This window comes from Bradyrhizobium sp. BRP19 (genome assembly GCF_020194195.1).
Taxonomy (GTDB): domain Bacteria; phylum Pseudomonadota; class Alphaproteobacteria; order Rhizobiales; family Xanthobacteraceae; genus Bradyrhizobium; species Bradyrhizobium yuanmingense.
In genome coordinates this window covers 154,826-168,899 of the sequence record NZ_JADYVZ010000005.1, presented here as the reverse complement: position 1 = coordinate 168,899, position 14,074 = coordinate 154,826, and the positions used below count along the sequence as shown (strand labels likewise).

General features: G+C 66.3%; 13 protein-coding genes. 11 read left to right on the top strand and 2 right to left on the bottom strand.

Translation table 11 applies throughout. The features are described 5' to 3' along the window. Positions 1-15 precede the first annotated feature (15 nt). From xylB to I6F36_RS18260, 7 genes are all read left to right on the top strand, one after another. Positions 16-1,467 (top strand): xylulokinase, encoded by a 1,452-nt coding sequence (gene xylB, locus I6F36_RS18290; protein WP_225128500.1) that lies wholly within the window; start codon positions 16-18, stop codon positions 1,465-1,467. Continuing rightward, entirely contained in the window at positions 1,468-2,790 is a 1,323-nt protein-coding gene (xylA, locus tag I6F36_RS18285) for a xylose isomerase (protein WP_225171903.1), read from the top strand. A 13-nt stretch (positions 2,791-2,803) separates the two neighbouring features. Beyond that, positions 2,804-3,562 carry an ATP-binding cassette domain-containing protein gene (locus tag I6F36_RS18280; RefSeq protein ID WP_109145592.1) on the top strand — a complete coding sequence of 253 codons (759 nt, stop codon included), beginning with the start codon at positions 2,804-2,806 and terminating at the stop codon, positions 3,560-3,562. Next, the gene (locus I6F36_RS18275) at positions 3,562-4,632 is read left to right on the top strand and encodes an ABC transporter permease (protein WP_036020476.1); all 1,071 of its coding nucleotides are present in this window, start codon (positions 3,562-3,564) and stop codon (positions 4,630-4,632) included. The genes I6F36_RS18280 and I6F36_RS18275 overlap by 1 nt, the downstream gene beginning before the upstream one ends. Positions 4,633-4,725: 93 nt before the next feature. After that, on the top strand, positions 4,726-5,658 hold the full coding sequence (locus I6F36_RS18270; protein ID WP_057028437.1) for a sugar-binding protein: 933 nt from the start codon (positions 4,726-4,728) through the stop codon (positions 5,656-5,658). Positions 5,659-5,762: 104 nt separating this feature from the next. Beyond that, a complete protein-coding gene (locus I6F36_RS18265; protein ID WP_225153309.1) occupies positions 5,763-6,740 on the top strand; it encodes an aldo/keto reductase in 978 nt (325 codons plus the stop codon). 3 nt (positions 6,741-6,743) lie between these two features. Continuing rightward, a complete protein-coding gene (locus tag I6F36_RS18260; RefSeq protein ID WP_225171902.1) occupies positions 6,744-7,586 on the top strand; it encodes an amidohydrolase in 843 nt (280 codons plus the stop codon). A gap of 181 nt (positions 7,587-7,767) precedes the next feature. Here the strand turns inward: I6F36_RS18260 and I6F36_RS18255 are convergent, their stop codons facing one another. Then, a complete protein-coding gene (locus I6F36_RS18255; protein WP_225171901.1) occupies positions 7,768-8,997 on the bottom strand; it encodes an ABC transporter substrate-binding protein in 1,230 nt (409 codons plus the stop codon). Positions 8,998-9,112: 115 nt separating this feature from the next. Then, positions 9,113-10,039 (bottom strand): class I SAM-dependent methyltransferase, encoded by a 927-nt coding sequence (locus I6F36_RS18250; RefSeq protein WP_225171991.1) that lies wholly within the window; start codon positions 10,037-10,039, stop codon positions 9,113-9,115. Between the two features lie 133 nt (positions 10,040-10,172). Here I6F36_RS18250 and I6F36_RS18245 point away from each other — a divergent pair, with 133 nt between their 5' ends. From I6F36_RS18245 to I6F36_RS18230, 4 genes are all read left to right on the top strand, one after another. Continuing rightward, the gene (locus tag I6F36_RS18245) at positions 10,173-11,210 is read left to right on the top strand and encodes a ligase-associated DNA damage response exonuclease (protein ID WP_036020502.1); all 1,038 of its coding nucleotides are present in this window, start codon (positions 10,173-10,175) and stop codon (positions 11,208-11,210) included. Then, complete coding sequence (locus tag I6F36_RS18240) at positions 11,207-12,868, top strand: ATP-dependent DNA ligase (RefSeq protein WP_225171900.1); 1,662 nt, start codon at positions 11,207-11,209, stop codon at positions 12,866-12,868. Before I6F36_RS18245 ends, I6F36_RS18240 begins: the two co-directional genes overlap by 4 nt. 135 nt (positions 12,869-13,003) lie before the next feature. Next, positions 13,004-13,309: a DUF6460 domain-containing protein gene (locus tag I6F36_RS18235; protein ID WP_035996474.1), complete on the top strand. Its 306-nt coding sequence runs from the start codon at positions 13,004-13,006 to the stop codon at positions 13,307-13,309. A 27-nt stretch (positions 13,310-13,336) separates the two neighbouring features. Next, the gene (locus I6F36_RS18230) at positions 13,337-14,071 is read left to right on the top strand and encodes an MBL fold metallo-hydrolase (RefSeq protein ID WP_225171899.1); all 735 of its coding nucleotides are present in this window, start codon (positions 13,337-13,339) and stop codon (positions 14,069-14,071) included. The last annotated feature ends 3 nt before the right edge of the window (positions 14,072-14,074 follow it).

Genomic DNA, 14,074 nt, shown 5'->3' with positions numbered 1-14,074 from the left:
GAAAGGGAGGACGATTTGTATCTCGGGATCGACATCGGCACGTCCGGTGTGAAAGCGGTGCTCGTGAGCGAAGCCGGCGCGGTTGTCGCGACGGCGGCGCGCGAGCTTGCGCTGTCGCACCCGGCGCCGCTGTGGTCCGAGCAGGATCCCGACGCCTGGGTCGATGCGGCCGTCGGCGCCGTCGACGATCTCGCCGCGCGCCATCCGCGCGAGGTTGCGCAGGTGCGCGGCATCGGGCTGTCGGGTCAGATGCACGGTGCGACGCTGCTTGGCGAGGACGGCCGGCCGCTGCGTCCGGCCATCCTCTGGAACGACGGCCGCTCGCAGGCCGAATGCGCCGCGCTGGAGCGGCGCTGTCCCTCGCTGCACGCGATTGCCGGCAATCTCGCGATGCCGGGCTTCACCGCGCCGAAGCTACTCTGGGTGGCACGGCACGAGCCGAAGATCTTCGACCGCGTGGCAAAGGTGCTGCTGCCGAAAGCCTATGTCCGCTATCGCCTCACCGGCGAGATGGTCGAGGACATGTCGGACGCGTCAGGCACGCTGTGGCTCGACGTCGGCCTGCGGCGCTGGTCCGCGCTGCTGCTGCATGCCACCGGGCTCGATCTGCACCACATGCCGCGCCTCGTCGAGGGCAGTGCGGTGAGCGCGGTGCTCGCGCCTGAATACGCGCAGCGCTGGGGCATGGCGAAAAATGTCGTGGTCGCGGGCGGCGCCGGCGACAATGCGGCCAGCGCGATCGGGCTCGGCGCCATCGCGCCGGGCGATGCCTTCCTGTCGCTGGGAACGTCGGGTGTCCTGTTCCGCGTCACCGATCGCTTCGCCCCCGCGCCGGCTTCGGCGGTGCATGCCTTCTGCCACGCGCTGCCCGGCCTCTGGCACCAGATGGGCGTGATGCTGTCGGCCGCAGCTTCGCTCGCCTGGCTGGCCGGCGTGATGGAGACGCCGGCCGCAGCGCTCCTGGCGCCGCTCGGCGAGCGCGTCGATGCACCTGGCACGGTCCAGTTCCTGCCTTATCTCGACGGCGAGCGCACGCCGCACAACGATGCCGCCGCCAGCGGCGCTTTCGTCGGTCTGCGCGGCGCGACCGGGCGTTCAGAGATCGTGCAGGCCGTGCTCGAAGGCGTCGCCTTTGCCGCGCGCGACAATCTGGCGGCGCTGAGCGCAGCCAGCGGGCCGATCGCCGAGGTCGATCTCGTCGGCGGCGGCTCGCGCTCGCCGCTATGGGCGCAGATCTGCGCCGACGTGCTCGGCATGCCCGTCCACCGCGTCGAGGAAGGCGAGGTCGGCGCCGCGCTCGGCGCTGCGCGGCTCGGCCGGCTCGCCGCGACCGGCGAGAACCCCGCGGACGTCTGCACGCGCCCGCGCAGGCTCGCAAGCTTCACACCCCGCCCGTCCGTCGCTGCGGCCTATGACGAGGCCTATCGGCGATGGCGCGCGCTTTATCCCGCATTGAAGGAGCCTTAAGTGAACGCGCCAGCCAAATTCTTCGATGCAAGTGCACCCGTCGCCTTCGGCGGCAAGGAGGCCGAAGGTGCGCCCGCCTTCCGCTGGTACGACAAGGACCGCCTGGTGCATGGCCGCCGGCTTGAGGATCACTTGCGCTTTGCGGTCTGCTATTGGCATTCGTTCTGCTGGCCGGGCGGCGATCCGTTCGGCGGCGAGACCTTCTTGCGGCCTTGGCACCACGGCACCGACGCGATGGCGATGGCGCGCGCCAAGGCCGATGCCGCCTTCGAGCTGTTCCGCCTGCTGGACGTCCCCTTCTTCACCTTCCACGACGTCGATGCGGCGCCGGAAGGCGCCTCCCTCGCCGAGTCCGTCGCCAACCTCAATGCCATCGCCGATCTGTTCGAGCAGAAGATGGCATCGAGCAAGGTCCGCCTGCTCTGGGGCACTGCGAACCTGTTCACGCACCGCCGCTACATGGCGGGCGCGGCCACCAATCCGGACCCTGACATCTTCACCTATGCCGCCGGCCAGGTCCGTGCTGCACTGGAGGTGACTCACCAGCTCGGTGGGCAGAACTACGTGCTGTGGGGCGGACGCGAGGGCTACGAGACGCTGCTCAACACCGATCTCAAGCGCGAGCTCGACCAGCTCGGCCGCTTCGTCTCGCTGGTGGTCGAGCACAAGCACAAAATAGGCTTCAAGGGCCCGCTGCTGATCGAGCCGAAGCCGAAGGAGCCGACCAAGCATCAATATGATTTCGACGTCGCCACCTGCTACGGTTTCCTCGAGCGCTACGACCTGCTCAAGGACGTCAAGCTCAACATCGAGCAGAACCACGCCATCCTCGCCGGCCATTCCTTCCATCACGAGGTCGCGCTGGCCGAGGCGCTCGGCGTGTTCGGCTCGCTCGACATCAACCGCGGCGACGATCTGCTCGGCTGGGACACCGACCAGTTCGCGATGAACGTGCCGGAGCTGGCGCTGGTGTTCCACGAGATCCTGAACCGTGGCGGCTTCACCACGGGTGGACTCAATTTCGATGCCAAGATCCGCCGCCAGTCGATCGATCCCGATGATCTCATCCATGCCCATGTCGGCTCGATGGATGCCTGTGCGCGCGCCTTCCTCGCCGCCGCCGACATGCTCGACGCCGGCACGCTGAGTGCGCCGCTCGCAAAGCGCTACGAGGGCTGGGCGAGCCCGGAGGGCCGCGCCATTCTCGGCGGCCAGCGCTCGCTCGCCGATCTCGCCGACCGCGCGATGTCTCCCGGCTTTGATCCGCAGCCGCGCTCGGGCCGGCAGGAATATCTGGAATCCCTGGTCAACCGCTATGTCTGAGGAAACGCCGCTGATGACGAAGACTGACGCGACACCGGTGCTCGAGCTCACCGGCATCGGCAAGGAGTTCGGCGCGATCCGCGCGCTGCACGACGTCGATATGCAGGTCTGGCCCGGCGAGGTGGTCGGCCTGATGGGCGACAACGGCGCCGGCAAGTCGACGCTGGTGAAGATCATCGCCGGCAATTTCCGTCCCACGCATGGCGAGATGCGCTTTGCCGGCAGCGCGGTGCATTTCAACCGGCCGGTCGATGCCCGCGCCGTAGGCATCGAGGTCGTCTACCAGGACCTCGCGCTGGCGGATAATCTCACGGCCGCCGCCAACGTCTTCCTCGGCCGCGAGTTGAAGCGCAGGTTCGGACCGATTGCCTTGCTCGACCACAAGGCGATGGCATCGCGCGCGCTGGAGCTGTTCGGCGAGCTGCGTTCGGAGACGCGCCCGGACGATCTCGTCAGACAGATGTCGGGCGGCCAGCGCCAGGCGGTCGCGATCGCGCGTACCCGGCTCTCCAATGCGCGGCTGGTAATGATGGATGAGCCGACCGCCGCGATCTCGGTGCGCCAGGTCGAGCAGGTGCTCGGCCTGATCCACCGGCTCAAGGAGCAGGGCGTCGCCGTGATGCTGATCTCGCACCGCATGCCCGACGTGTTCGCCGTATGCGACCGCGTCGTCGTCATGCGACGCGGCGAGAAGCGCGCCGACAAGTCGATTCACCAGACCTCCCCCGAGGAGGTCACCGCCCTCATCACCGGTGCGAAGGAGGCGGCGTGATGGCCATGCCCTTGGAATCCCCGATCAGCTTCACCAATGTCGGCAAGATCAGGTGGTGGCAGCGCGGCATCTTCGCCTCGCAGACCGGCTACGTCCTGCTCGCGCTGGCGGTGCTGCTGGTGATCATGCATTTCGCCAGCCCCTACTTCTTCACCCAGGGCAACATGCAGAACGTGGCGAAGAACTTTTCCTTCATCGCCATCGCGACGCTCGGGGTCACCTTCGTGATCATCACCGGCGGTATCGACCTGTCGGTGGGATCGATGATGTGCTTTTCCGCCATGATCACATCGATGGTGATGACCGAGCTGTCGGCGCCCGGATCGCCGCTGGTGCACATGGCGGCCGACGGCAAGACCGTGCTCGCCAATGTTCCGGGGCTGATCCTGCTCATCTCGATCCTCGCCGGCCTCGGCGTCGCGCTGATTGCCGGCCTCGTCAACGGCTTCTGCATCGCCGTGCTCGGCCTGTCGCCCTTCGTCACCACGCTCGGCATGCTCTCGATCGTGCGCGGGCTCGGCTATGTCGTCTCCAACGGACGCGGCAGCTTCCCGGGAGGGCCGGACGCCGATTATTTCTACGCGCTCACGTCCGGTGACGTGCTCGGCGTGCCGGCGCCGTTCATCTACCTCGTGATCCTCGCGCTGACCATGGCCGTGGTGCTGCATCACACCTCGTTCGGCCGCCACGTCTTCGCGCTCGGCGGCAACGAGAAGGCGGCCGAGCTCACCGGCATTCCGGTGGTGCGGGTGAAGATCGAGGTCTACGTGATCTGCGCGCTCGCCGCGGGCCTGCAGGGCATCATCATCTCCGGCTGGCTCGGATCGGCGCCGGCCAACATGGCGATGTCCTACGAGCTCAACGTGATCGCGGCGGCCGTGATCGGCGGTGCCAATCTCGCCGGCGGCATCGGCGGTCCGCTCGGGGCCATCGTCGGCTGCGTGCTGCTGGAGGTAATCCGCAACGGCCTCGTGCTGGCCCAGGTCTCCTCGTACTGGCAGCAGACGTTGGTCGGCGTGATCATCATTCTGGCTGTGCTGGTCGACCGCGTCCGCTCGCGGATGACCTGAAATGACGACATCTCGGGAAGGCAAGGAAAACGTCGCCTATCCGCTTCCCGGGGGCTTTCGAGGGGATAGGCACCAACAAGAGTGGAGGAGACAATGAGGAAACTGCTTCTTGCCGGCATCGCGGTTGCGATGATGGCGACGCCGGCATTTGCTGCGAACTACCGCTTCGTCATCGTGCCGAAGGCGATGAACAATCCGTTCTTCGATTTTTCGCGCGACGGCTGCCTGAAGCGCGCCAAGGAGCTCGGCAACATCGAGTGCATCTACAAGGGACCGGTCGAGCATGAGCCGGCGAACCAGGCCCAGATCATCCAGGACTTCATCACGCAGAAGGTCGACGGTCTCGCCATCTCGGTCGCGGACGTCGCGGCCATGACCAAGTCGATCGAGGCGGCGACCGCCGCCGGCATTCCGGTCATCACCTTCGATGCCGACGCGCCGGGCTCCAAGCGCATCGCCTATATCGGCACCAACAACAAGGAGTTCGGCCTGGCCCTCGGCAAGGAATTGCTGAAATTGCGGCCTGACGGCGGCAAATACGCGATGGTCTCCGGCGGTCCCGGCGCAAAGAACCTGGCCGAGCGTGTCGACGGCGTGCGCGAGGCGCTGAAGGGCTCGAAATGGACCGAGGTCGCGGGTTCGCCGAGCTTCTGCAACGACGATCCCGCGCTCGCGGTCCAGCAGATGACGGACATGCGCACCGCAACGCCGGATCTCGCCGCCATCGTTCCGATCGGCGGCTGGCCGATGTTCGCGCCCGAAGGTTTCAAGGCCTTCGCCAGCAGGAACAAGAAGGACATCGATTCCGGCAAGTTCACGCTGGTCGTCGCCGATACGCTGAAGATGCAGCTCGAGCTGCTGCGTGACGGCTATGCCAATGCGCTGGTCGGCCAGCGTCCGTTCGAGATGGGCGAGAAGGCGATGGACACGCTGCTCGCCATCAAGAAGGGCGAGAAGGTGCCGGAGATCGTCTACACCGGCCTCGATCTCGTCACCAAGGACAACGTCGCGAAGATGTTGAAGTAGGAGCGCTGCCCAGCCCCGCGCTTCTGCATGCCTCTCCCGCTTGCGGTTTCCGCAAGCGGGAGAGATGATTTGGAATGGACGACGACTGCTGGAAGGCGATGGGAATGAAAAGGTCGCGGCTCGGCGCTCTCGATGTCACCTCGATCGGCCTCGGTTCAGCCCCGCTCGGCGGATTGTTCTCGCCCGTCAGCGATGCCGATGCGCAAGCGACGATTGAACGCGCCTGGTCGCTCGGTGTCCGATTCTTCGACACCGCCCCGCTTTACGGCTTCGGCCTCGCGGAGCGGCGGCTGGGCGCCTTCCTGCGGCAACAGAGGCGCGACTCCTACGCCATCTCGACCAAGGTCGGCCGCCTGCTGCGCGCACCGGACAATGCTGCGCCGGAGGACGAGCACTACAAGGGCACGCCGCGCGAGCGGCCGGTGTTCGATTTCAGCTATGACGGCGTGATGCGATCGGTGGAGGAGAGCCTGCAGCGCCTCGGCCTCGACCGCGTCGACGTCCTGCTCGTGCATGATCCCGACGATCACTATGACGATGCCGTCACCGGCGCCTTCCGCGCGCTCCAGCGCCTGCGCGAGGACGGCACGGTGAAGGCGATCGGCGCCGGCATGAACCAGTCGGGGATGCTGGCTCGCTTCGCCGAGGCCGTGCCGGTCGACTGCTTCCTGCTCGCCGGCCGCTACACGCTGCTCGACCAGGGCGCACTGGATGCGCTGTTTCCGCTGTGCCAGGCCAGCAATATCGGCATCTTGCTCGGTGGCATCTACAACAGCGGCATCCTGGCCAATCCGCGGGCGAGCGCGAAATTCAACTATCAGGATGCTGATGCTGCGCTCGTGGCACGCGCGCTGGAGCTCGACGAACTCTGCCGCAGGCACGGCACCGAGCTGAAAGCCGCCGCGCTGCAATTCTGCATGGCCCATCCGGCGGTGACGGTCGCCGTGATGGGCGCGCGCAATGCCGCCGAGGTCGCCGACAACATCGCGATGTCCGAGAAGGCGGTGCCGCCGGCATTCTGGCAGGAGCTGCGGGCACGAAAGCTGGTCGATGCGCGCGCGCCGCTTCCTGGCGGAGGTTGAGGCATGATCGTCGATGCCCACCAGCATTTCTGGGATCCGGCGCGCGCCGATTATCCCTGGATGGAAGCGGACGAGCTGGCGCCGATCCGCCGTGCCTTCGGCCCGGCCGATCTCGCGCCGCTGCTACAGGCGAACGGCATCGAGGCCAGCATCCTGGTGCAATGCCGCTCAGCGCTGGAGGAGACCGAGGAGTTCCTGCGTATCGCGGATGCGACGCCCTCGGTGATCGGCGTGGTCGGCTGGGCCGATCTCACCGATGCGGCGCTCGGCGAGACGCTCGACCGGCTGCGCGCTCTGCCTGGTGGCGACAAGCTGGTCGGCATCCGCCACCAGGTCCACGACGAGCTTGATGCGGATTGGCTGCTGCGCGAGGACGTCCAGCGCGGACTCACGGCCGTGTTCGCCCACGATCTCGCTTACGATTTCCTTGTCCGCAGCCGCGAGCTGCCCGCGGCGATCGCAACCGCGCAGGCCTTTCCGCACGCGCGTTTCGTGCTGGATCACGCCGCCAAGCCGCCGATTGCCGCCGGCGGGAGCGCGGAATGGACCGAGCGCATCGCAGCGCTGGCTGCCTGCGGCAATGTCTGGTGCAAGATCTCGGGATTGGCGACCGAGGCGGTCTGGGACGACTGGAATGCGGAACGGCTGTTTCCGTTCGTCGCGCACACCGCAACATGTTTCGGCGAGGACCGGCTGATCTTCGGATCTGATTGGCCCGTATGCCTGCTCGCGGGAAGCTACGGCGAGATCAAGACGGCGCTGGAAGCCTGCCTGGCGCGGCTCGGCCCGCGCGTGCGGGACAAGGCGTTCGGTGTGAATGCCAAGGCTGTGTATCGCTTGGGTTAATTGCAGTGGATGTGCGCTCTTACCCTCTCCCCTTGTGGGAGAGGGTGGCTCGCCGCGAAGCGGCGAGACGGGTGAGGGGTCTCTCTCCGCGAGCTCGCGTGTGGATAGATACCCCTCATCCGGCGCTTCGCGCCACCTTCTCCCACAAGGGGAGAAGGAAAAGGCGACGGGGCCCGCCTCGCTACTCCGACATCGGCTTGTCGGATATGTCCCAGTCCTTCCCGGTGAAGGTGGAGATGAACAGCGTCTTCATCGGCGTGTAGTCGTCGGGCGTGTAGCTGTAGGTGACGCCATCGAGGAAATACGGCGAGTGGAAACCTTGCAGGTTCGATGCCTGCTTCAGCACGTTGGCGCGGGTGAGCTCGTTGCCGCAGCGGCGCAGGATCTCGGCCATCGTGGCGGCCTGCCCGTAGCCGGCGAAGGCGATGGTGTTGTCGGGGTCGATCGCCGGCGTGTACTTCTTGCGCAGCTCCTCGAACGCAATCACGTCCGGGTCCTTCTCCCATTTGGGCAGGCCGACCTCCTTGTTGTAGCGGATCGCGACGATGCCGGTGGCGTTCTCGAGGCCCGCGGCATTGAGGATCGAGCGGCCGGTGGAGCCGGCGGAGAGGAGGTGCAGCGGCTTCCAGCCGAGCTCGGCCACTTTCCGGATCGACTGCGACGAGGCCTTGCCGGTCGAGATGTTGTAGAAGACGTCGGCTCCGGACTTGGAGAGATTGATGAGCTGGGAATCGACGGTCGGCTCGGTGAGATCATAGGTCTGCTCCATGATCACTTGCGCGGTGCCGCCGGCGTCAGCCAGCACCTTCTTGAAGGGACCGAGGAAGTCGCGGCCGAAATCGTCGTTCTGGTAGAGGATGCCGATCTTCGCGTTCGGCTTCACGCTGACGACGTGGCGCGCGAGGATGCGCGCCTCAGTCGGATAGAGCGGCAGGCCCGCCATCGTCCACTTGAACTCTTTCGGATTATTCCACTTCGACGCGCCGGTGTTGAGCAGGAGCTGCGGCACGCCCTTGGAGTTCAGGTATTTGTGCACGGCGGTCTGCGGTGCGGTGCCGAGCGAGCCGTACAGCGCGAGCACCTCTTCCTGCTCGACCAGGCGGCGCGTGGCCTCGACGCATTTCGGCGCGCTGTAGGCGTCGTCCATGGTGAGGAACTTGACCTTGCGCCCGTTGATGCCACCCTTCTCGTTCAGCATCTGGAAATAGGCTTCGCCGACGCGGCCGAGCACGCCGTACAGCGAGCCGGGGCCGGAATGCGGCACCGTCTGACCGATCTTGATCTCGGTGTCGCTGGCGCCCGCATCGTATTTCTTCTCCGCGGCCCAGACGTAGGGCGCGGGCAATGTCGATGCGGCGATGGTGGCGAGCGCGCCGGCGCTGAAATCGCGCCGCGATGGATTCTTGGTCATTGTTGTTTTCTCCCTGATGCGCGCATTGTGCTGACATCGCAGCTCGGCTCGCAAGTGGGAAGTCGCAGCTTTGCGACGCAATGACGCTCAAATCGCCAGGCGTTAGCGCCTAGACTCAAGTTTTCTCGGCGACGACGACGAGGCCACGCACCGGCTCGTTGTTCTCGTTGCGCGGCGAGGCCGGCTCCAGCGTCAGCAGCTTCATCCCCGTCTTCGCGATGGCGCTGCGCACATATTCCGCGGAATGGGCATAACGCAGGCCGTCGCCGAGCACGATGCCGTCGCCCGCATGCGTCTCCAGCGTGAAGGCGAGCACGCCGCCTGAGACGAGCACGCGCCTTACTTCGCTCAGTACCGGTGCGAGATCGGAGAGATAGACGAACGCATCCGCGGCCACGACGAGGTTCGCGCTGGCATCTGGCCTGCCGCGCAGGCCCTCGATCATGTCGGCCACTTCGAGCTCGGCATAGAGGTTCGTCGCCCGCGCCTCCTTGATCATGCCGGGCGACAGATCGATGCCGGTGAAATGATCGACCTGCTTGGCGAAGGCAGCTGCCGCGAGCCCGGTGCCGCAGCCGAGATCGATGGTGCGCTTGAAGTAGGCGGGCTTCTTGGCGGCGACGCGCGCCGCCAGCACCGCCTTGAAGATCAGCGTGGGCGCGCGATAGCCGAGATCGTTGATCAGCGCGTGCTCGAACCGCGGCGCGTACTGGTCGAACAGCGCCTGCACGTAGGCCTTGGGCATCTCCGCCATTTCGGTATCGCCGAGCCGCATCAGGTGCAGGCCGGCGCCGTGCTGATCCCCGGGGTCGCATCGCCGCGCTTCACGAAAGGCCGCGATGGCCTTGTCGCGCTGGCCGAGCTGCTGACGGATCTCGCCGAGCGTGAACCAGGCCGAGGTGAAGTTGGGCGCGAGCTCGATCGCCTGCTCCAGGAGGTCGGCCGCGGCGGGAAGGTCGCCCTTGAGCTGGAGATCGCGCGCGAACTCGAAACGGCGGTCGGCCATGAGATCGCCGGAGGTCAGGAACAGGCGGAGCGGCATTGAGGAACCGATTGTCATTGCCGGGCTTGACCCGGCAATCCATCAAAAAAGCAACCTTCTAAGGGGATGGATGCGCGGGTCAAGCCCGCGCATGACAGCTTAATTTGAAGCGCCCACTTCCTATATCATCACCATGCGCCCGCAAGACATCCTGCTGCCAAATGCTGCCGGCCTGTGCTGCAAGCCCGGCGGCTTCCATATCGACCCCGTCCGCCCCGTGGAGCGGGCCGTGATCACCCACGGCCATTCTGACCATGCCCGTGCGGGCCATGGCGCGGTGCTGGCGACGCAGGAAACGCTGGACATGATGCGGCTGCGTTACGGCGAGAACTTCGCCGGTTCGACCCAGGCCATCCGCTATGGCGAGGAGATCCGGCTCGGCGACGTCAAGATCAAGTTTCACCCGGCCGGCCACGTGCTGGGCTCCGCGCAGATCGCCGTCTCGTGCAAGGACACCTGCATCGTCGCCTCCGGCGACTACAAGGACGCGCCGGACCCGACCTGCGCGCCGTTCGAGCTGGTGCCCTGCGACGTCTTCATCACCGAGGCGACGTTCGGCCTGCCGGTCTTCAGGCATGGCGATGCGAGCGACGAGGTCAAGAAGCTGCTGGCTTCGGTCGCGCTGTTTCCGGAGCGCGCGCATCTCGTCGGCGCCTATTCGCTCGGCAAGGCGCAGCGCGTGATCAAGCTGCTGCGTCAGGCCGGCTATGATGCGCCGATTTACCTGCATGGCGCGATGGACACGATCACGCATTACTATCAGAGCCGCGGGATCGACCTCGGCGAGCTCAAACCAGTGAAGGGCATGAAGAAGGCGGCGCTCGCCGGCACCATCACGCTGGCACCGCCCTCGGCCACCTCCGATCTCTGGACGCGGCGCTTTCCCGATCCCGTCACCGCCTTCGCCTCGGGCTGGATGCGCGTGCGCGCCCGGGCGCGGCAGCGCGGCGTCGAGCTGCCGCTGGTGATCTCCGACCACGCCGATTGGGACGGCCTCACCGCGACCATCGCGGCGACCGGCGCCGGAGAGATCTGGGTCACCCACGGCCAGGAAGATGCGCTGGTGCATTGGTGCCGGAGCAAAGGCCTGAAGGCACGGCCGCTCGACCTCGTCGGCTATGGCGACGAGGAGGAGAGCGAGACGCCGATTCAAGCCGAGGCCGAAGCATGAACCGCTTCGCCGAGCTGCTCGACCGCCTCGCCTATGAGCCCGGCCGCAACAACAAGCTGCGGCTGATCACCGGTTATTTCCGCGAGGTCGGCGATCCCGACCGCGGCTATGCGCTGGCTGCGCTGACCGGCGCACTCAGCTTCAAGCACGCCAAGCCCGCGCTGATCCGCGACCTCATCGCAGCACGCACGGACGAGGTGCTGTTCGGGCTGAGCTACGACTATGTCGGCGATCTCTCCGAGACGGTGGCGCTGATGTGGCCGAAGGCCGCGCTCGCCGCCCACAACAACCCGCCGCCACCGAGCCTCACCGAAGTCGTCACCACGCTGCGCACGCTCGGCAAGACCGAGTTGCCCAAGCAGCTCGAGCGCTGGCTCGACGAACTCGATGAGACCGGGCGCTGGGCGCTGCTGAAGCTGGTCACCGGGAGCTTGCGCATCGGCATCTCCGCGCGCCTAGCCAAGACCGCGGCCGCAGCGCTCGGCGACAAGGACCCGCACGAGATCGAGCTGATCTGGCCGGGGCTCGTCCCGCCCTATCTCGACCTGTTCGCCTGGCTGGAAGGCCGCGGCGACAAGCCCGTCAACCGCGATCCCGCGCCGTTCCGCCCGGTGATGCTGGCGCATGCGATCGAGGATAACGATTTCGCCGCGCTCGATGCCGCCGACTACATCGCCGAATGGAAATGGGACGGCATCCGCGTGCAGGCGGTGGCCGGGCGCGACGAGCGCGGCCATATCACCGCGCGGCTCTATTCGCGTACCGGCGAGGACATCACGGGAAGCTTTCCGGATCTCGTGCCGTCGCTGCGCCTGCCGGGCGCGATCGACGGCGAGCTCCTGATCTTGCGCGAAGGCCGCGTGCAGAGCTTCAACGTGTTGCAGCAGCGCCTCAACCGCAAGGTCGTCTCGCCGAAGCTGATCAAGGAGTTTCCGATTCACCTGCGTGCCTACGACCTGCTCGGCGACGACGAGAACGATCTGCGCGAGCTGCCTTTTGCCGAGCGGCGCGAGCGGCTGGAGCGATTCATCGCAAAGCTCGACGATCCTCGCATCGATCTCTCGCCCACCGTACCCTTCGATAGCTGGGAGGCACTCACCGCCGCACGCGCGGATCCTGCGAGCGCCGGCGCCGGCGAGGACGCGGACGCCGTCGAAGGCGTCATGCTGAAGCGGCGCGATGCGCCCTATCTGCCGGGGCGGCCGAAGGGGCAATGGTGGAAGTGGAAGCGCGACCCGCACATCATCGACGCCGTCCTGATGTATGCGCAGCGCGGCCACGGCAAGCGCTCGTCCTATTATTCCGACTACACCTTCGGCGTCTGGACCGAGACCGAGAATGGCGAGGAGCTGGTGCCGGTCGGGAAAGCCTATTTCGGCTTCACCGACGAGGAGCTCTTGCAGATCGACCGCTTCGTCCGCCGCAACACCACGGAAAAGTTCGGCCCCGTGCGTCATGTCGTGCATGAGGGCGACAAGGGGCTGGTGCTGGAGGTCGCTTTCGAAGGATTGCAGCGCTCGCCCAGGCACAAATCCGGCGTCGCCATGCGTTTCCCCCGCATCAGCCGCCTGCGCTGGGACAAGCCGCCGCGAGAGGCCGACCGGCTGGAGACGCTGGAGAAGATGCTGAAGGCCGAGGCGGCGGAGATCGAGGTGTGAACTGTTGCCACGAGGACGGTGCGCTCCCTCTTCCGCCCGAATTAAACTCCCGTAACCCGATTGACGGCCCCTTGCGGGTTCCCCATGTCCCCCGCCGTGCCTATAATGGGGTCGAATCCCCGCGAGGAGTTTGCGATGGTCCAAGACGTCAGAGATTTGCCGGCCGGCCGCAGCGACGGCCTGCACCGCTTTCTCGGCGGCTCGCCGCTGGCGGTCGCGTTCCGCCTGGTGCTGCTCTCGATCCTGGTCGGCGTCGTGCTGGCGACGATCGGGTTCGACCCCTGGAACATCATCCACAGCATCCGCCTGTTGTTCCAGCGGCTGTGGGACCTCGGCTTCGATGCGGTGAACTGGCTGTGGCGCTACTTCCTGCTCGGCGCGGTCATCGTGATTCCGATCTGGCTGCTGTCGCGCGTGTTCGGCGCGCCGCGCGGCAGGTAAGGATCGGATTGAGGGAGTGCGCAGCCGATGCAATTGCGGTTCGTCGGCTGCGGTGATGCTTTCGGCTCCGGCGGCAGGCTCAACACCTGCTTCCACGTCTCGGGGCGCAAAGCGAACTTCCTGATCGACTGCGGCGCGTCGGCGCTGCCGGCGCTGAAGCGGCTTGAGATCGATCGGGGCGACATCGACCTGATCCTGATCACGCATTTCCATGGCGACCATTTTGCCGGTCTGCCGTTCTTTCTGCTCGACGCGCAATTCTCGCGGCGAACGCGGCCGCTGACGATCGCGGGCCCGCAAGGCATCGAGAGGCGGCTGCGCGAGGTGATGGAGGCGCTGTTCGAGCATTCCTCGAACACCAAGCCGCGCTTCGAGCTGAACGTGGTCGAGCTCGCGCCCGGGCAAAGCCAGAGCTTCGGCGCGGTGAATGTGACGCCCTATCCGGTCGTGCACGGCGAATCAGGCGGACCGTTCCTGGCCTATCGCGTCGCGGCCGAGGGCCGCACGCTCGCCTACACCGCCGATACCGAATGGACGGAGACGCTCATTCCGCTGGCGCATGGCGCGAACCTTTTCATCGCCGAAGCCTATATGTACGAGAAGGTGGTCAAGAACCATCTCAGCCTGAAGACCTTGGAACAGCATCTGCCCGACATCGGCGCCAAGCGGCTCGTCCTCACCCATATGAGCGACGACATGCTGTCGCGCCTGGGCGAGGTCGAGCACCTCGCCGCCGAAGACGGCATGGTGCTCGTGTTCTGAAAG

Coding starts and splice junctions, on each gene's coding strand:
- I6F36_RS18280 (WP_109145592.1), top strand. CDS start 2,804: ATGACGAAGACTGACGCGACACCGGTGCTCGAGCTCACCGGCATCGGC.
- I6F36_RS18275 (WP_036020476.1), top strand. CDS start 3,562: ATGGCCATGCCCTTGGAATCCCCGATCAGCTTCACCAATGTCGGCAAG.
- I6F36_RS18270 (WP_057028437.1), top strand. CDS start 4,726: ATGAGGAAACTGCTTCTTGCCGGCATCGCGGTTGCGATGATGGCGACG.
- I6F36_RS18265 (WP_225153309.1), top strand. CDS start 5,763: ATGAAAAGGTCGCGGCTCGGCGCTCTCGATGTCACCTCGATCGGCCTC.
- I6F36_RS18260 (WP_225171902.1), top strand. CDS start 6,744: ATGATCGTCGATGCCCACCAGCATTTCTGGGATCCGGCGCGCGCCGAT.
- I6F36_RS18255 (WP_225171901.1), bottom strand. CDS start 8,997: ATGACCAAGAATCCATCGCGGCGCGATTTCAGCGCCGGCGCGCTCGCC.
- I6F36_RS18250 (WP_225171991.1), bottom strand. CDS start 10,039: ATGCCGCTCCGCCTGTTCCTGACCTCCGGCGATCTCATGGCCGACCGC.
- I6F36_RS18245 (WP_036020502.1), top strand. CDS start 10,173: ATGCGCCCGCAAGACATCCTGCTGCCAAATGCTGCCGGCCTGTGCTGC.
- I6F36_RS18240 (WP_225171900.1), top strand. CDS start 11,207: ATGAACCGCTTCGCCGAGCTGCTCGACCGCCTCGCCTATGAGCCCGGC.
- I6F36_RS18235 (WP_035996474.1), top strand. CDS start 13,004: ATGGTCCAAGACGTCAGAGATTTGCCGGCCGGCCGCAGCGACGGCCTG.
- I6F36_RS18230 (WP_225171899.1), top strand. CDS start 13,337: ATGCAATTGCGGTTCGTCGGCTGCGGTGATGCTTTCGGCTCCGGCGGC.